Raw genomic sequence first — 17,906 nt, forward strand, 5'->3', positions numbered from 1 at the left:
AGCACGCGCAGCTTCTCCTCGGGCGTCCACTTCTGCGGGTCAGTGGGCTTCTTCTCCTCGGGCGGCGGCGTCATCGCCGCTACCCTACGCGCCTCGCGCAACCACTGCGACAGCGTCGGCTGCGAGACTCCCACCTGACGGGAAAGCGCCGCAGCGCTCACCGCGCCTGGCCCCACCATCCGTTTCACCATCTCCGCCTTGAATGCATCCGTGTACGACACAGCTACCTGCCTGTACTCGCCCCCGGGGGTGGTCAGCTCGGCCGGTCAGCCGAGGCGACAACTTCCCTGACACAGGGGGGTCTTGGCACGCAGACAGAGGACGTCCCGAACGCACTGACTCCCGACAGCGCCGTAGATGCGCTCGACGAACGCTAATAAATACCCCTTGATGCGGCTCCCTTTTTCGGCCACAGCCGGGGGCACCCTCAAACTCAGCGTTGGGTCCTCGCTCGGCTTGAGTCGGTCCTCTTCACGCAACCATGCAGTGAAGGACTTCAGCGCAATGATGCGGTACTTCCGAGCTGTCCCCCAATCGGCCAGGAGCTTCCTCAAGTCTCGAAGTTGGACCTTGCGCAAGTCACGGCCAGCCAGCGCTTCGCCCCAGGCGGCAAGATAGGATCGAACCGCGCGTCTGTGGGCCAATCCCCGCCCCTTCTCCGTAAGATGCAAAAGAAGGCCAGCCATCGCATCCTCATCAATATAGACGGGAGCGCTCTCCAGAGCGGATTGGCGCCGAGTTCGGTACGCATCCGGATCTCGCTCCCAAAGCGCCAGTTCGGCAAGCGCCTCTCGCTCACTGGCGACGTCAAGCGCAACGCTGTAGCGACGCCCAGCCCATTGCCGCTCAATGACCCAAACCGCTCGACCGGCTGCATCTCGAATTCGACCGCCAGCCCACTTCCCGACCCACATTGCACCCATCGTCATCCCTCAGTGCGTTACCGGTGCGTTACCGGTTCGCTCAAAGGGCTAAATGGGGACGTTTTCCCTCTGTGGCTCCATGAGACCGGATTCGCCTTCAAAACCGGTGAGGGGCGCCGAGAGGCGTCCCTGGCGAGTTCGATTCCCGTGCCCTACCGCCACCTCTTGCCCTCTGAACTCGGTCGGTTGTGGCTGAGCCGCAGAGGTGTCCGCCGCCTCCAGACAGGTGCGCATGCATTCAGGCAGTTCCATGCGAGGAGAGCATCACATCCGCCAGCCAATGCATGCGCACGTGTTCAGAGAAGGCCAGGAGGTCGGATTGCGCGGCGTGGAGGCGGTCGAACACAGTGGGGTCCATTGTCCCGATACCCACGAATGGCTCCATGATGCGTTGAATACCTTGGATGACTTCCGCCAGGGAGGGGCGTGCCGCGGCCTCTTCCGGGGTGATTTCACCGAGGAATCGGAGCATTCGCTCCACAGCAGAACTGATGCCTACGCAGGCTTCGCTCAAGACCTCCAGCTTAGCGGAAACATCCTCCTTCAGTACAGCAAGCCCTGTTGAGTCCAGCTCCATGCCATTGAATGCATCCGAGATCTGAGCCATCCCATCGAGCAACTGACTGAAATGGACCACAGCCTTTTGGAGATCCTCGGCACAGGAGAGGCGAGGCGAACTCCAGCACATGAGGCCAAGCTCGTCCCATTTATCCCCTGGGATTTGATAGAGAAAATGGTTCCACCATCCCAATTCGAGCGAGCTGTCGGCCAGCAGCGTGAGCATGCTGAGCACCCAGGCATTGGGCTCGAACGCACGACCGCAAAAGGTCGGGACGATGACGACATGCCGCCACGTGGTGCGGACGATATCGCGAAATGGTCGGCTGATTTGTTCGCTCGAACAAACGGCACGGAGGATCTTGAACACCGCCTCCCGTGCCGTGTGGAGTTTCAAAGGCGTGTCCATGTCCAGCACCACCCAGAGCGCCGGTGCGTGCGCCCAGGGTGCATCCGTTTCGAGTAGGCGCGCAGTTGCCTGTTGAGGCGGAAGCGCCGAAAGCCTCGACCGCAGGTCGGTCCGGATGCGATCCAGGCCCTTCTCAACGCGGCCATGCGCGAGCGCCAAGGGCTGTTTCAGCCGGCCACGCTCGGGAGCAGTGATGAATAACAACCAGAGGGCCCGTACTGCCCTCACCATTTCCGTCTCCTGTGTCTCCAGTGCCACCAGATCGTGCGGAGCCAGGAACCGTGCGAGTCGCGAGGAGAATTCACGTTGAAACGCCGGAAGTTCCTCGATGGCATCTGCCAGGTTGAACATCGGCAACATCAAATCGGGTTCCTCCTTGTTTCGTTGACGAAGAATCGCGCGCGCCACCTCCGCCTGCGGAGCGGTTCCCCGAACAAGGAGCGGATAGAGCATCAGGGGCATCAGCACCTGCTTCAGGAAGTTTGAGAGGGCTCGCTCGTAGTTGCCGAGGGCCCTCACGTAAGGCTGATGTCGCACCAATGCCAGTTGATATTCCCGCCGTTTCTGGTCGTTCTCATTCGACTGTTCTGACTCCTCCGACGACCAGCCCCACTCATCCACAGCGGTTCGCGGGAGATACCATTTCCCCTGGGCAATCCGCTCCCGGTCGACCTCGTATGCATCCCACACCGGCTGATCCGGCTGCACCAGTGACACCGCTTCCGCGCCCCGGAAGTAGCGTTCGAGTGCGTCATGGACCCGCTGCATGAGGCGCATCAAATCTCGCCTTAGGGCAAGAACTCCGACTGCGTGCGCCTCCCAGGTTTCCGGGCGATCCTGGTAACTGACGCGGTTCAGGTACATCTGGTTGAGGCGAGTGGCCCATACGGGAGGCAAGTAAGAGGCCCGAATGTTCTTAATTGATTCATCGTGGCTCTCGGGGAGAAAGCGGACGCGATGCCCGTACCCTTGGGTGGCATAGACTTGTCTGCCCGGTTGGAGTTTGGAGAGCAATCGCGCGCGCCCAATCGCCTCCTCGTGTGGCTTGTTCCCTCCGGCCGACCCTTGACTGACCAGGTCGGTGGAGGTTCGGCGGATGAGGATGAAGTGTGCCTTGAGGGTATGCTCATCGTCCTCCAAGCGGACGATTCGAGCCTCACGACGAAAGCGCTCCAGCAGCCTTGGGCGCAGCAGAGTCAACCGCTCGGCAACTCGCACATCCTGGTGGAAGGAACATGCGTACGCCACCTCCGCTGCAGTTTCGAGCGGCAGCACATCAACCACGTCGGCGTAGGTCTCCAGCAGTGCTTCCAGCGCGGGCAGCGGGACGCCGATGCGGGCAGCGTGGAAGATCGTTTCAGCGGCGCTCGCCCATGCTTCGGGGCTGCTTGGGGCCTCGCGCGGCAACGGGGCATCGCGCAGCCACTGACCGGCCACGTCGAGGATTTCGCGAGGCTCGCTCTGGCGTGCCTGGAGTTCCCGGAGGGACTGCTTCCTCTCCTCTGGGACAATATCGAGGCTCAGGATGGGATTGACGTTGAGTTCCGGGGCGATATCGCGAACGTTCGCCACATCTGAATTCAACATGATCCACCAGGCACTACCGGAGCGGGCCTTCGCCTCGGCGATCACCGCCGCGTTTCGCGCCACGTAGCTGTCGAGCCCCCACCAGATGAGCGCACGGAAGACATGAGCAATGCCTTCCCACGAAGCGGGCCGTAACTTCGAGAGCGCATGCTGAAACTGCCCGTGTGCCTCCGCATGCCGTGAAAAGGCATACAGCAGGAAACCGCCAAGATCGCTCTCCACCATCTGAGGGAGACTGCGCGTCGCAACCTCGCCCCAAGGGTGGAACACAGGGTCCGTGAGCAACCCGACAAGAATCCCGGAACGCACAGGATGCAGTCCCTCGATCCATCGGGCCGACATATCGGAGCGGATGAGGAACTCACGCTCAAGCCTCCGCACGGTCAGACGCGGTTCGGCAAGCCCCAGCTCCCTTCCCAGCAATACGAGATCAAGCCGGGCACCATACGCCGAGGCAACCGCCACGCGCCGCAGCAGTTCCAGTTCCACGACAGGACGCTCGCCCCGGTGCACCTCGTCACTGATCCGGCCGACCTGATGCTCAAGGCGCGCATGAAGAGTATCGTGGTGGGTGAGGAGATAGGTGAACTCCAGCAAGGGGCCTCCTCCGCCGAAACGCCTCCAGGCATCCTCGAAGTCGAGATGCTCGGCTGAAGGCTGCCGCTCAAGGAACGACGCATGGATCGACTGAGCCTCCTGAGCATCTAGCTGGAGCCTGATTTCCTCGAACCGCAGGTCCGCCCGGCTAATGCTCGCGCGCAGCCAGTCCTCCTCACGGAGGGTAATGAGGATCCGGACGGAGAGGTGTTCGTGAAGTGACTGGACGACGTCTGTCCAGGCCGTATCGCCAGGGGTGACGTCCAGATAGACATAGATCGCCGTAGGCCCGCCGATGGCGTCGACATAGCCGCGCAGAGCTTGCGCGATGTTCCTGGCATGGCGACGGTCCTGCACCAAGCGCACTTCGAACCGGCTTACGGAGGGGACCCGGTCGTGCAGGAAGCGATACGCAAGCGCGCTCTTTCCCTGCCCGGATGCGCCCTGGATTACCACTACCCGGGACTTCTGGAATGCTGTCTCGATCAAGTCGAGCCGCGCGGGCCGGATGACGTCCACGCCCGCGAGGACATGCTCGAAGCGGGCGGAAACACCCTGATAGAACTCCTGCCCCAGGTTCTCCCTGCCCGTCACTGCCGCGATCTCCAGGAGCGGATGGACTGTCGAAAACCACTCTGCCTGGTACGCATCCCGATCCCGGAGGAATCGGCCGACAGCATTCAACCGCTCAATCAGCTGACTTCGGGTAAGGGTCGCGCGCGCTTCCGAGGCCTGGAAGAGCCATGCATGCAGCAGGTCGAACGCGGAGACAGGGTCACAGCCCGTCATCAACTCCAGCAGGCTGGCGGAAATGCTCGCCTTGAGTGCCTCCTCATTGACGGAAAGGAGCTTCACGCGGGACAGCAGTACTTGTGCCTGGACAGGTGAATACTTCCACCCCTCCAGGAGTTCTACGGCGTGTGCGCGATGGGCTGGCGATCCACTCCATGCCGCCTGCATTTCCTGCCCATAGGGACCGAAGGACACGATGCATTCCTGCGCGTCAGGAAAGTCCACCCGCCGCTTGAGCACACGTCGGAAGAAGGACTCGGGCTTCTCTGGCTTCAGCGCGGAGAGCGTCAGCGCCGCACCGTAGGCCTTCATCTGGATGACCTCGAGGACCCGCCCAGATTCATCCAGGATGTCGAGGTCCTCGCGTCCTTCCAGGCGGAAGACCTTGGCCGCATCCGCCGGTTGGAGCATGCGATAGAGGGTATACAGCGCTTGTAGCCTGTACCCCCTCAGTGCAGCCTGGGCGCCCGGTTCAGCCAACGTGGACCTCCATTCAAGGGTAGTTCAGAAGCTCCGCATGTCCCCTTACTACTTGCAAGGGGACATGCCGTGGCCATGGCCGAGTTGTACTGAGCCTGCCGGGCTACTCCCAGCCCGAACGTTCCGGCGTTTACGTGGGACTTATGGCTCCACGCCTGCTGGTCGATGTGGCGCGCAATCTGCCGCAGGTCGCCGTTCGCAAGCGTCTTCAAGAACTTCTAGCTCACGCTCAAGTCCTGTGGTCGCCGGAAATACCTTTCGGGTTTATAAACAATAGACCTCGGCCCCGAGAGCCACCGGCCGCATCTCCCTCAACTGAGGCCCCGCCCAGGCTCCCGGGAGGCCCGAGCCAGCAGCCGCCGCACGTCCCTTCCCTGGAGGCCGCCCATGACCGATGACCGCACGCCGCCCCACGAAACGCAGTTCGCGGACCCTCCGCCGGAGAACAGCTCCGACCTGGAGCGCGCCCGACCCGGGCTCCGGTTCACCATCGACACCACCACCTACGCGGCCCTCCGCACGCTGAAGCGGCGGGGCAATGGGGAGGTGGTACTCCTGGCCGAGCGTCACCTCCCCCATGGGCTCGCCGGGCACGTCACCCTCAAGCGCCTGCGTAATCCCGCCTCCTTCGAGCGCTGCCAGCGGCTCATCGAGGAGGTCCAGCTCGCCTTCCGCCTCCACCACCCGGCCATCGCCCAGGTCCATCACCTGAAAATCCACGCCGACAGGCCGCACATCATCGCGGAGTATGTGGACGGCCCCACGCTGGACACCGTCATCAGCCTCGCCACCATGCGCGAGCGGCCGCTCTCCGCAGCCTTCGCCCTCTACATCGCCGCCGAGATTGCCGATGCCCTCCACCACGCGCACACGCTGAGGGATTCGGAGAACCGGCCGCTGGGCATCATCCACCGCGACGTCGCCCCCCGGAACATCCGCGTGGCCCGGAGCGGCGAGGTGAAGGTGACGGACTTCGGCGCCGCCTACTCGCTCATGGTGGGCCGGGAGGAGACCCCGGGCCTCCTGCTCAAGGGCGACGTGGCGTACGCCTCGCCCGAGTACCTGCTCCGCAAGCCCATGGATGGCCGGTCCGATATCTTCTCGCTGGGCCTCGTCCTCATGGAGATGCTGACGTGCAAGCACCTCTTCGACCTGGAGGACGCGCAAGCCCCCAGCGCCGCCCTGGACGTGAAGACGGAGGAGGTGCCCTCCGTGCCCCTCACGCAGATGATCGCGCTCGTCAGCCGCTACCGCTCCGAGGACGTGGAGCACGCGATGGCGGGCCTGCCGGACGCGCTCAAAGCCATCATCCACAAGGCCCTCCAGCGTAAGCCCTCCGAGCGCTACACCTCGGCCGCCGAGCTGCGCGATGCCCTGCGGGCGGCGCTCGCGACACAGTCCCAGCCCTTCGGACGGAAGGAGGCGGCTGAAGAGCTGGCGCGGATGCTGTCGGACGCCTCCGTCCTGCGCGACCGGGTGGAGCTGGACGAAGCGGGCATCTTCCCCGAGGGCCTGGACGCCGACGAAGCAACTCCCGCGCCGAACGCGAAGTGAGCGCGGGCGACCGGGCGCCGCGTCAACGCAGCAGCACCTGGGCCACCTTCACGAGGGCGTCGAGCTGCTCCTCGTCCATCTTTCGCGCGAGGCCGGTGAGCTGCCGCAGCCTGGGCGCTCCGCCCGGCCCTCGCGCCCCCTTCCCCTCCTCCGCGTCCGCGAGCCCCAGCAGCTCGTCCGAGCCGATGCGCAGCACCGCGCACATCCGCAGCAGCGTCTGCACGCTGGGCAGCATCTTCCCGCGCTCCAGGCGGCTGTAGACCATGTGCGCCAGGCCCAGCTTCTCGGCCACTTCCGCCTGCGTGAGCCCGAGCTGCGTCCGGGCCTCTCGGGCGGCACTTCCAATACGGGTCGCCAGTTCTTCGTTCATGCGTCGAGGTACCAGGAACACCGAGGACCCCGTCTGCCGCGGGCAGGAGGCCCGCGACTCGGGAACGCCCTCCCTGCCGCATCTTGGCGGCCGTGTCGATGCGCGACGAGCCCCCTGTCACACGGCGCCGCCCCACCTACCGGCCGGCCCCCTCGGGCGCGGGAAACGCCAGGCCCTCACCGCTCAGAAGGAGGTCCACGGAGACACGAAGGACGCCGCACAGGTCCACCAGCGTGGGGAGGCTGGGCAACAACCTGCCGCGCTCCAGGCGACTGAGCACCAGCGTCGGCACGTGGATGGCCTCGGCCACCTGGGCCTGCGACAGGCCCGCTCGATGCCGGGCAGCGCGGACCTGGGCTCCAATCCGCTGGGAGAGCTTCGCGTACATGAAGAGACCTGGGAAAAGAGGAGAATACCGCGGAGACGGCACTCCGAGCATATACCTCAACAGGTTCAACCATGGTATCCGTCCAAGGTCTATGCTCCTCCCGCGCTGCTTCGCGGGGGGAGCTCTCACGAGTTCCATTGCCCGTTGAGCGCATGTCCAGGAACGCCGAGCCCGTACGCCCCGCCGAAGGAGAGGACTCGTGAGCCCGCGTCTGCATCCCGTCGTGCCCCCGGGCACGGACATTGGCGGGTACCTGGTGGAGGAGCGGCTGGGGGCCGGGGGATTCGGCGCCGTGTACCGCGCCCGGCGTGGAGAGCGGAGCTCCGCGCTCAAGCTCATCCCGCTCTGGGGGCTGGCCGAGTGGGCGGAGCGCGAGGTGGCCATCCTCCTGCGGCTCAAGCACGCCAACCTGGTGCGCATCCGTGGACACGGCCAGTGGCCGGACGAGGCGCCCCAGTCCTTCTTCATCGTCATGGACTACGTGGAGGGGCGCCGCCTGGACGTGTGGGCCACGGAGGAGAACCCCTCGGCCCGTGAAGTCCTGCGCAAGGTGCTCGGCGTGGCGCGCGGGCTGGGCGCCGCGCACCGGGCGAAGGTGGTGCACCGGGACTTGAAGGAGAGCAACGTCGTCGTGCGCGACTCGGACGGCGAGGCGGTGGTGGTGGACTTCGGCGCGGGCGGGTACGAGAGCGCCCCCAGCATCACCGGCGGCGTGCTCCCGCCGGGCACCCTGGAGTACCGCGCGCCCGAGGCCTGGCGCTTCCAGCAGGAGCACGGCGACGAGCGTGGCCGCTCCTACCAGCCCGGCCCCTCGGATGACCTGTACGCGCTGGGCGTCGTGCTCTATTGGCTCCTGACGGGCAGGCAGCCCTTCCTGCCGGACGAGGCCGAGGGCGTGGAGGCCGTGCTCAACCGCGCCCCCAAACAGCCCCAGGCGCTCAACCCGCGCGTCCCCGGGGCCCTCGGCGACGTGTGCATGCGCCTGCTGGCCAAGACGCCCGAGGAGCGGCACCCCGACGCCGACACGCTGTGCGCGGAGCTGGAGTCCCTGCTGGCCCAGGCGGACGAAGCCTGGGACGAGAAGCTCTGTGACGCCCATGGCGCGGACACCGCCACCACGCTCGCGGAGGCGCCGCAAGCAGTCGAAGACGAGCTGGCGCAGTGGCTGAAGCGGCGCAAGGCCCGGCCTCGTCGCGGGCCTCGTCCGCCACGAGGTGGGGACGCATACGAACCCGATGCAAACGCGGTGGCCATCCCGTTCGAGCCGACGCCCGCGGCACGCGCCGGACATTCCAAGGCCCTGCGCGTGGCTGCCTGGATGGCGCTCGTGGTGGTCTTGATTGTGGGCGGGCTGGTGCTCTCGCGCGGACTGATGCCCTCCTCCCCTCCTGCCGCACGTCACGGGATGGCACCCCATGCCCATGTCACCGTGGGCTCGCCCCCCGGCGGATCCGCGTTCGCGCTCGCATCCTGGACTCCCGGTCAGGAAGTGGCGGCACCCTGGAGGCCACTGGAAGCTGACGAGGCCGCAGGCTCGCTCGATGGAGCATCCACCCTTGCGGCCGTCGCCGTTCCCGCGACGTATTCCAAGGAGAAGGCCTCCGTGAAGATGAAGAAGGACACCGGCATGCTCCCCCAGCCCGAGCCGCAGCGCCTCCGGGGCACAGCCGTTGGCAAGGCGCTTGGCCTGGGTGTCGCGGCCTGCCTTTCGATGGCGTGCCCTGGCTCCCAGGTGCGCCCGACGCTGCCTCCCGAGGATTGCCCTCCAGGGGCCATTGAGGCCATGGAGCAACTCGGCCTCTTCACCCCCGGACTCGAGCGGCCTTCAACCACCTTCGACCTGAGCCCCAGCAAAGGTGGCAGAAACATCAAGGTCCGTGAGGGCACGACCACGGTCCGCATGGGAGTCACTTGGGGACGCATGCCTTCGCAGACCCTGTTCTCCGGGCAGCTCCTCGTCGGTCCAGAGCGGGTCTACGGACGACTCACCGAGGCACGTACTCCCAAGAATGAGCGTATCCCCGTCTGCGTGCAGTTCGTTGAACCGGAGGACGGCCGCATCGGACTCCTGAAGATGGAGCCCACCCGAGCTCCCGGCACGGCCACCGTCTACTCCGCCCTGGATTTGAAGGCCGTGCGCCGCTTCGAGTGAGGACCGACCGTGCCCGCGTCGCCCATCGCCTTTTTCGTGGTGCTCGTGCTCGCGACAGGAGCCGCGACCACCCAACCGTCTCCCACGGTCTCGGGCCTTGGGGTGCGCCGCGTCGAAATCTCGGCGGAGCCATCCTCGGCGGTGCCGCCCCCCGAGGTTCAGATAAGCCCACGGATGTCCACGTCATTCGAGTTCGACTCCGCCCTGGATCCGGCGAAGGTCGTGCTCGAAAGCGAAGAGCGCTTTTCGCTCGTGGACCTCGGGCGAAGCACGCTCCGGCTGGTGCCCTCGGAGCAGCTCCTACCCGGTGAGCGCCTACGGCTGACGGTGCGATTCCAGGATGGCTCGGTCCCCCTCGGTGCGGCCTTCGTCCTCGTCGCCCACCCCGCGCGCGGCGAGCGCATCGTCGAGGTGTGGCGACAGGCGCGCACGGCGGAGTCCTACCAGCAGGAGGCGAAGGAGGCCCGAGCGGAGGCCCAGCAGTGCCACGAGGAGAACGCGCGGCTGAGGGCGGAGCAGCGGGAACCGAGCGGCATCGCGGGCCTCCTGGCCAACGGTGTCATCCAAAAGGAGGAGGGCGTCGCCGCGAAGCTCCTCCGCGTCAACGAAGAGGTTCGTCAGCATCCAGGCAACGCACTCTGGGCACACCGGGCTTGGAGCTATCGCGCCCCTGTTCGCGTGGCCGTAGCGGTGGAGTTCGAGAACCCGGACGCCGCGAACCTCTGGACGGCGGAAGGTGCATCGCTGGTGAGCAAGCCGGGCACGTCCCTGAAGATCCTGACCGTCTGGCAAACGGCTCCCATCTCGCGCTATCCGTTCGGCCGCGTCGTGGTGGAAGCGGAAGTGACGCCGGATGCGGCGCAGGGGCCGTTCACCCTGAAGCTGTGGGGGCCGGGCGGGCTGCGCGCCATCACGCTCTCCGGCGTGACGTTCCCGTAGGCAGGCCGTCAGCCTCACGCACGCGACCCAGCGCCGCTCCAGCCCGAAGCACCTATCAGGTCTACTTGGTATTGCAGCAGCCCCCGGGCAACGTGAAGCGCTTCGGTCCCCAGGCCCTCCACAACACCGAGAACGTCATCCCGCAAGACAAGGACCCGCACACCAACGTCAGCTCCCTCTACTCGTCGGTCCGCATCGACAATACTCAGTCCCTTACGCAGACCGTGCGTCAAGGGTTGAGCACACAGTCCTACGAGGCCCAACGCGAGTTCGGGCTGTTGGCCATTGAGAACGTGAAGAAGAGGGTCTGGTGATGACGTTGGAAGAACGGGTCGAGCAGTTCACTCGGAATGTCGCGTGGAGTTGCCCCGTCAAGGTCGGACAGGTTGGCGGCTCGACCATGCACTTCTGTCACTCCCGTTCTGAAAAACGCTTCTTCCACTCCGCTGGCAACGTGGGCGGGCCTTTCAACTCAAGAAGCTGCCGCAAGTCGTGCTTGAAGCGCCGGAGTGCTGCGCCCAGGTCGTCCCAGGCAAACTCCGCGTTCTGCCACTCGGGATGCGGGGCGCCACCACCGATGCCGGCGACGATGGAGAGGTGGAGGGACGCGTCCGTGCGCTCGAAGAGGAAGGCGGGGTCGCCCTGCTCGCACGAGTCGAGGGTGTAGGGCTGTCTGTCGGAAAGTGCCGCTACGGCCCCGGTGAGTTCGTCCCACCACTGCCCGAGGCACACATCGTCCGGCCCCCAGAAGCCCATGCACGGCACGCGTCGCTCGCCGATGGTCCACGCCAATTCACCATGAACGTGAGGCTCATCTTCGCAAAGCGCCGCCAGGGGCCGACGCTCGTTGCCCTCGCCGGGCACATGGGCGCTGCGGAGTTCAAGCTGCATCGATGGGGAGCCTGACGACATCAGCCGACCTCCGCTGGAATTGCTCTCCTCCGCCGAGTACCGGCGGCGGCTCCTGCCCTGCCCAGCCCCTCCAGGGGCGCCCTCTTTCGTCGTCTTCTCCATCGGTCAGACTCGCTTTCTAGCCGAACGAGCCTGTCCGACTCTTCAAGGCGCTACACCATCCACGATGCGGACTCGCTCGGGTTCTCAGACAGCGGGCTGATCACGTATCTCATGGACTGTAGTTCACCGGAGCCAGCTTTGGACCCTCGGGAAAGGGCGTGGTACCCACGCGGACATGACGCGTCCCTCCTGGCTCCTGGCTGCGGCCCTGCCGCTCTGCCTCACCCTGACCGCATGCGGCACCACGACGGATCAGCCCTTGCCCTCCGTCGAGGAGCTGTCCTGCCACGACCGCATCCGGGAACTCTCCGCCCAGGACCGGAAGCTCTCCAGCCGGGCGGACCATAAGTACCAGTCCGCGAAGGAGGCCCCGGACGCGGAGCATTTCGTCTCGGTGATGCTCACTTCGCGGGAGAACGGTGAGGCCTTCGCGTGCGGACTGACCCGCGCCTGGGTCACCGAGGTGTTCGAGGGCCTTGAAAGACAATACTCCGAGTACCGGAATGACGATGGCATCGATGGCTCCAGGGCCGGTTACCAGATCGTCCACGGCGACGGGCTCGCCGCTCTCTTCCAAAGCCATGCAGAGAGCCTGGAGACCGTCATCTACCACGTGCGCCACACCGGCACGGAGGACCATGTCGTCACCGTCGAACAGCTTCCTCGCGGCCAGGGCTATCGCATCTATCAAAGCTATATCAACGCCTACAGCCTGAACGCATGGCTCTCCGCCAGCACCGACGGCCTCTTCGATGCGGACGCAGGGGAGATCATGGTGTGGCGGGGGCTCCAGACCGCCGCCAACGCCACCCTGGCGCAGGTCAGCGGCGGAAAGGCGTCGCTCGACAACCTCGACGCCCTGCCCGAGGAATGGCGGTTCGCCCGTCCGTATTACGAATACGTGCGCGACTATGACGAAGCCCGGGTCATGGCGAACTTCGAGAAGGCATGGACGCGGTACGGCCAGGGCCGCGGCCTCCCCCCGGCGGAGTTCTTCGACGACTACCTCGTCAAGCTGGCCCGACTGGAGGCGTACTTCCGTCAGAACGACCACGCGAGCAAGCCGTTCCCGGAGGACATCTGGAATACCTGGATCGACCTCTACGCCTCGCCCAATCCCCTCCACTTCCCGGGGATTCCCCATGACTTCATCACGGACCTGCTCCTGGCGGACCGCGACTACCGCCTGGAGATCCTGGTGGTGCCCCTCGCCGGAGACGACGCCGCCGTGAAGGCCGCCTGCGCGGAGAACGCTCGCATCCTCGGCGCGTCCCTCGCGGAGCCCTGAGCAGCCCGAACGCGAGGCTCGCCTGGACGAGGGAGCCCAGAACGCCCCTCCAAGGTCGGACGCCCCGGGCCCGTCGAATTGTTGCTCATCCGGGGAGTCCCGCCCACGCGTATCGATGCACGAGTTCTTCACGCCACAGGCGAGTCGCACGCGCCGTCTCCCCGTCCCACGAGGCCGGCGACCTCTGGAGCGAAAGAGCGCATTGTGACTTCGGGATACTGGCCATCAAGAACATCGAGAAGGGGCTCTGGTGATGAAGTTGGAGGATCTTGTCGAGCAGTTCGCCCAGAACGTGGCCGCACAGAACGAGGCCATCCTCCGGGGAGACGCCAAGACCGGGAACAAGCACGCCAGGAAGTACGGTGCCGCCGTCGATAAGCTCCTGGCCCACGGCAATGTAGGCCGTGACGCTCTCGCCGTGCTGCTCAAGCATGAGCGAATGGACGTGCGCGTGATGGCCGCCGCGCATCTGCTTCGCTATCGGACGGCTGAAGCCAAAGCGGTCCTGGAGGAAGCAGCCGAGGGGCAAGGGCTGGTTTCGTTCGGAGCGCAGCAGGCATTGAAACGCTGGGAAGAAGGAACCTGGGCGCTCGATCCAGAGTAGCCCACATCGGATGGACGACCTCATGCCGAAGCAGTTCTTCAAGTGGACCGATGATGTGTACCTCTTCGGCCGGTGGGAGCTGGGGCATCCTCTCGCTCATGAGGGACGGAAGCTCGATGACCAACTTGGCGCTGTCCAGGCGAGCCAGGTACACATCGCCGGTCAAGTCCCGAATCGTGTGTAGTTGTTCCGGAGGGGTTCAGGGGAGGAAGGCGCCTCGGAGGGATCAAGCAGTGGTGGTGTCAGGGGGTGACTTCAGCAGGGACATGTCGAGGTAGCGGCCGTCATCCCCGACGCTGGTAACTTCCAGTGCGACGGCGATGATGAGGCGCAGGGCACTGGCGCGGTCCGGGAAGGCGCCCACGAAGCGGATGCGGCGATTCACCTCGCTGTGAAGGCGCTCCAAGCCATTGGTACTGCGAAGGCGCTTTCAGTGGGCCTTGGCGAGAACGTTTCGCGTCAGGTGCACGGTACAGCGCTGCAGCCGCACCTCCGGAAGGGCCTGCCGGGCCGCAGCGGCCAGCCCTCTATGCCCATGTGAGTGAGACCCAACGCGGGTTCGGGCTGTTGGCCATTGAGAACGTGAAGAAGAGGGTCTGGTGATGAAGTTGGAAGAGCTGGTCGAGCAGTTCGCTCGGAATGTCGCGGCCCAGACTGATGCCATTCATCGAGGAGATTCCAGGACGGGGAACAAGCACGCCAAGCAGTACACCGCCGCACTTCAGGCGCTATGCGCGCAGGGGGATACTGGGCGAGAAGCCCTCGCCGTGCTGCTAACACATCCCCGTACGGATATTCGCGCCATGGCGGCTGGATTCCTGCTCCGCTACCGGACGGCGGAAGCCAAGGCCGTGTTGGAGGCTGCGGCGAAGGAAGGAGGCATCGGCGCCCTCGACGCAATCATGACCCTGAGGCACTGGGAAAACGGAACCTGGGCGCTTGATCCGGAGTAGCCCGCATCGAAGGGCCACCTCGGCGCTGTCCAGGCGAGCCAGGTACACGTCGTCGCAAGTCCCGCGGCAATTCGCCGGTGACGCCCCCGTTGTGGCCACGAAGCACACGGCTTCGCGGCCACAGCAGTCCAGCGAGAAGGCCACCTGGACGCGCTCCCCGTACTGGGCCGCCCGCAGTCCCCCAGCGCTCCAGGTGGCAATGCATCAGTACATCAGGAACGTGTCAGCGTAGGTGCCGCCGCCTGGATGGATGGCGATGAAGTCCGCCTTGCCGTCGCCGCTGAAGTCGCCCGGCAGGAAACGCGTGGCCGCATCCGCCCAGTAGTCAGCCGTGAAGCCGCCGGACGCCACTTGCCGGATGGTGCCGTCACCGTTCGAAAGGAAGGTGTTGGCATAGGTACCGCCGCCTGGATGGATGGCGATGAAGTCCACCTTGCCGTCGCCGTTGAAGTCCCCCGGCAGGAAGCGCGTGGCCGCTTCCGCCCAGTAGCCGGCAGAGAACCCGCCGGACGCCACCTTCCTGAAGGTGCCATTAGCGTTCGAGAGGAACGTGTCAGCGTAGGTGCCACCGCGCGGATGGATGGCGATGAAGTCCACCTTACCGTCGCCGTTGAAGTCGCCCGGCAGGAAACGCGTGGACGCATCCGCCCAGTAGTCAGCCGTGAAGCCACCGGACGCCACTTGCCGAATGGTGCCGTCACCGTTCGAGAGGAAGGTGTTGGCATAGGTACCGCCGCGCGGATGGATGGCGATGAAGTCCGCCTTGCCGTCGCCGTTGAAGTCGCCCGGCAGGAAGCGCGTGGCAGCATCCGCCCAATAGCCGGCAGAGAACCCGCCGGACGCCACCTTCCTGAAGGTGCCATTACCATTCGAGAGGAAGGTGTCAGCGTAGGTACCGCTGCGTGGATGGATGGCGATGAAGTCCGCCTTGCCGTCGCCGTTGAAGTCGCCCGGCAGGAACTGCGTGGACGCATCCGCCCAGTAGTCAGCAGTGAACCCGCCGGACGCCACTTGCCGGATGGTGCCGTCACCGTTCGAAAGGAAGGTGTTGGCATAGGTACCGCCGCGCGGATGGATGGCGATGAAGTCCGCCTTGCCGTCGCCGTTGAAGTCACCCGGCAGGAAGCGCGTGGCAGCATCCGCTGAATAGCCGGTAGAGAACCCACCAGAAGCCACCTTCCTGATGGTGCCGTCACCGTTCGAAAGGAAGGTGTCAGCGTAGGTACCGCTGCGTGGATGGATGGCGATGAAGTCCATCTTGCCGTCGCCGTTGAAATCCCCCGGCAGGAACTGCGTGGACGCGTCCGCCCAGTAGTCAGCAGAGAACCCGCCGGCTGCCACCTTCCTTACAGCTCCAGGACCGGTCGGGAGGCGCGGATAGAGGTAATTCAGCGCGGTGATGTCGGAGGCGGTCCACTCGCCGATGTCGGGCGTGAGGCCGCAGGAGTTCATCAGCGACCCGCCGACCGTCGCCGTGTTCGGCGTGTTGGGGATGTGGATGGCGCCCACACCCGCCTCTCCTTCGTTACCGCCATCACCGCAGCTGATGTTGCGATTGTAGTAATCCGAGTGGCGGAAGCCGATCGCATGACCCAGTTCATGGGTGATCACGTGCTCGTTCACTTCCACGCTGTAGCTGTTGAAGCCAGTGCCAATGAGAATTTTCCCATAGGGCAGGCCGCCCGACGGGAAGCCTGCCTGAGCGCCGCTGCCGGACACCGCCTGCGCGGTGATGGTCGCCGTACAGCCGCTGGCCGGGCCGCGCGCGAAGGTGATCCGCAGACCCCGCTCATTGTAGTTGATGATGGCCTGATCCAACCCCCTGCTCAGGTTGGTATAGGTATTGAATTCGGCGGTGGGGTTGACGCAGATCTTCGTCACACCCGTGCCGACGAGGTTGGTCGTGCGGTACTGCTCTGCGCTCCCCTCGGGGGCCTGGAGCATCTCGCGGGACGCGTCCAGCGTCACGTGGGCGTCGCGGCCCACGTACACAGCACCGTCGACGACCAGGATGTCGTCGGCCGGAAAGCCGGCTTCGATGAGGTTGGAGATGATCTCCTGGCTCTCCACCGTCGGTTCGGTGCCACAACCCACCATCACTGCGCCACAAGTCATAACGACAACGGATGCCTTCTTGAACATGGGGGTCCCTTGGACATTCAATGACAGAGGTGCGCCGTCCACCTGGGGATTCCAAGGTCGACCGCACAACTCTCAATCAGAATACCCAAAGGGAAATCAGGAATTCACAAAAACCGCACAATTCACGATATCCGCGAATGCGGCAATCTTCACCTCTGGTGTACTAGAGGTGAGCTCAGAAGACATTCGCGAGCCTGCGAACCTCCGCGGCCAGCTCCGGGTACTTCTCTCGCCCCAGGAACAGCTTGCGTCCCACGACGAATGCTGGGCGGATGGGCGGAATGGCGCAGGTCGTCACCATGGCCTGGTCGCTCTGAACCTTTTCCATGATGTCTGGCGCGGATGCACGCGCCAGAACCGCGTCGGGGTCCACCGGCAAGTCCCTCACGACCTCCCGAGTGACACGCGCCCCCACGTCGTTCTGCCAGCGATAGATCTTCTCGATGACCTCCCAGAAGCGTTCGGGGAGCGCTTCTCGGAGTGCCTCCGCGAACCCCGCGGCGAACACGCTCCCCGCCCGGTACCCCGTGATGCCATGAACCCACCGGAACCGAACGGCACTCCGGGCATCACCCAGCGCATCCATCAAGGGCTTCTCGCCCCCCGCCCACCAACCATAGACGAGGTCCCCCAGCTCGATGACCTCCACCCTCCCCTCACCTCGCGAAGGAACCTCGTCGCGGGGGAGCACGGGCGCTGGAAGCTGAACCTCGGGCTCGCGGCCCAACACCCGCTCCAGGCCGAAGCGCGCAAGCGCCATGTCCGTCCGCAGGCCATTCCCTCCCATGGAGAGCTGCTGCTCCAGGAGAATCTTCGGATCGAAGCGTCGATCTCCTTCGTGCCGAAGCAACAATGCCCCCATCCCCTGAACCCATCGCTCAAACGCGGTTTCAGGCGCCTCGCCTTTCGCCACATCGCTGCTCAGGGCCTCGTTCAGTTGCTCCACGACCTGCTTCGCCTCGGCCCCCAGGAGCTTTGCATCCAGGGAGGAATGCAGCCGCAAGGTCGCGAGCAAGGACGGCATGTCGCGAATCGCGGCCAATCCCGTGAGGAACACGCGCGGTGAGCCCGCCATCCGGGGCGGCGTGTACAGCCGGGCGAGCCGATGCGCGATGAGGAACTCGATTCCCAGGTCGCGGATGCACCGTGCGAACAC

Annotated in this window: 13 protein-coding genes and 2 pseudogenes; 7 read left to right on the forward strand and 8 right to left on the reverse strand. The window is 65.2% G+C overall.

What is annotated here, in order from left to right; genetic code table 11:
• Together BLU09_RS31155 and BLU09_RS31165 are read right to left on the reverse strand one after the other, a co-directional pair.
• Nucleotides 1-221, reverse strand: a 221-nt coding sequence (locus tag BLU09_RS31155; protein WP_143043229.1) for a transposase, incomplete at its 3' end; no start/stop codon positions are given.
• A 940-nt stretch (nt 222-1,161) separates the two neighbouring features.
• Complete coding sequence (locus tag BLU09_RS31165; RefSeq protein ID WP_090493986.1) at nt 1,162-5,346, reverse strand: hypothetical protein; 4,185 nt, start codon at nt 5,344-5,346, stop codon at nt 1,162-1,164.
• A 387-nt stretch (nt 5,347-5,733) separates the two neighbouring features.
• On the opposite strand from BLU09_RS31165, the gene BLU09_RS31170 reads away from it, so the two are divergent.
• Nucleotides 5,734-6,900: a serine/threonine-protein kinase gene (locus BLU09_RS31170; RefSeq protein WP_090493988.1), complete on the forward strand. Its 1,167-nt coding sequence runs from the start codon at nt 5,734-5,736 to the stop codon at nt 6,898-6,900.
• A 22-nt stretch (nt 6,901-6,922) separates the two neighbouring features.
• Here BLU09_RS31170 and BLU09_RS31175 read toward each other — a convergent pair whose 3' ends face one another.
• Together BLU09_RS31175 and BLU09_RS31180 are read right to left on the reverse strand one after the other, a co-directional pair.
• Entirely contained in the window at nt 6,923-7,270 is a 348-nt protein-coding gene (locus tag BLU09_RS31175) for a helix-turn-helix transcriptional regulator (RefSeq protein ID WP_020479164.1), read from the reverse strand.
• A gap of 136 nt (nt 7,271-7,406) precedes the next feature.
• On the reverse strand, nt 7,407-7,658 hold the full coding sequence (locus BLU09_RS31180) for a helix-turn-helix domain-containing protein (RefSeq protein ID WP_244172180.1): 252 nt from the start codon (nt 7,656-7,658) through the stop codon (nt 7,407-7,409).
• Between the two features lie 199 nt (nt 7,659-7,857).
• Between BLU09_RS31180 and BLU09_RS31185 the strand changes: the two genes are divergently transcribed.
• The 3 genes and pseudogenes from BLU09_RS31185 to BLU09_RS31195 all read left to right on the forward strand — a co-directional run.
• Complete coding sequence (locus tag BLU09_RS31185; RefSeq protein WP_090493992.1) at nt 7,858-9,810, forward strand: serine/threonine-protein kinase; 1,953 nt, start codon at nt 7,858-7,860, stop codon at nt 9,808-9,810.
• Nucleotides 9,811-9,849: 39 nt separating this feature from the next.
• Complete coding sequence (locus BLU09_RS31190; RefSeq protein WP_425270590.1) at nt 9,850-10,749, forward strand: DUF2381 family protein; 900 nt, start codon at nt 9,850-9,852, stop codon at nt 10,747-10,749.
• Between the two features lie 77 nt (nt 10,750-10,826).
• A pseudogene (locus BLU09_RS31195) lies at nt 10,827-11,063 on the forward strand (AHH domain-containing protein); the annotation flags it as partial.
• Nucleotides 11,064-11,160: 97 nt separating this feature from the next.
• Here the strand turns inward: BLU09_RS31195 and BLU09_RS31200 are convergent.
• Nucleotides 11,161-11,640, reverse strand: a complete 480-nt coding sequence (locus BLU09_RS31200) for a hypothetical protein (protein ID WP_090493998.1) — start codon at nt 11,638-11,640, stop codon at nt 11,161-11,163.
• A gap of 298 nt (nt 11,641-11,938) precedes the next feature.
• Between BLU09_RS31200 and BLU09_RS31205 the strand changes: the two genes are divergently transcribed.
• Nucleotides 11,939-13,051, forward strand: a complete 1,113-nt coding sequence (locus BLU09_RS31205) for a hypothetical protein (RefSeq protein WP_090494000.1) — start codon at nt 11,939-11,941, stop codon at nt 13,049-13,051.
• Between the two features lie 253 nt (nt 13,052-13,304).
• A complete protein-coding gene (locus BLU09_RS31210; protein WP_090494002.1) occupies nt 13,305-13,655 on the forward strand; it encodes a DUF2019 domain-containing protein in 351 nt (116 codons plus the stop codon).
• Between the two features lie 226 nt (nt 13,656-13,881).
• On the opposite strand, the pseudogene BLU09_RS31215 reads toward BLU09_RS31210, so the two are convergent.
• Nucleotides 13,882-14,187, reverse strand: a pseudogene (locus BLU09_RS31215) (transposase); the annotation flags it as partial.
• A gap of 70 nt (nt 14,188-14,257) precedes the next feature.
• On the opposite strand from BLU09_RS31215, the gene BLU09_RS31220 reads away from it, so the two are divergent.
• Nucleotides 14,258-14,608 carry a DUF2019 domain-containing protein gene (locus BLU09_RS31220; protein WP_090494004.1) on the forward strand — a complete coding sequence of 117 codons (351 nt, stop codon included), beginning with the start codon at nt 14,258-14,260 and terminating at the stop codon, nt 14,606-14,608.
• Between the two features lie 204 nt (nt 14,609-14,812).
• On the opposite strand, the gene BLU09_RS39960 is transcribed toward BLU09_RS31220, so the two are convergent.
• Entirely contained in the window at nt 14,813-16,750 is a 1,938-nt protein-coding gene (locus tag BLU09_RS39960; protein WP_090494007.1) for a M57 family metalloprotease, read from the reverse strand.
• Nucleotides 16,751-16,925: 175 nt separating this feature from the next.
• Nucleotides 16,926-17,906, reverse strand: coding sequence for a thioredoxin domain-containing protein (locus tag BLU09_RS31230; RefSeq protein WP_143043231.1), 981 nt, complete (start codon nt 17,904-17,906; stop codon nt 16,926-16,928).

This window comes from Myxococcus virescens, assembly GCF_900101905.1.
Classification (GTDB): Bacteria; Myxococcota; Myxococcia; order Myxococcales; family Myxococcaceae; genus Myxococcus; species Myxococcus virescens.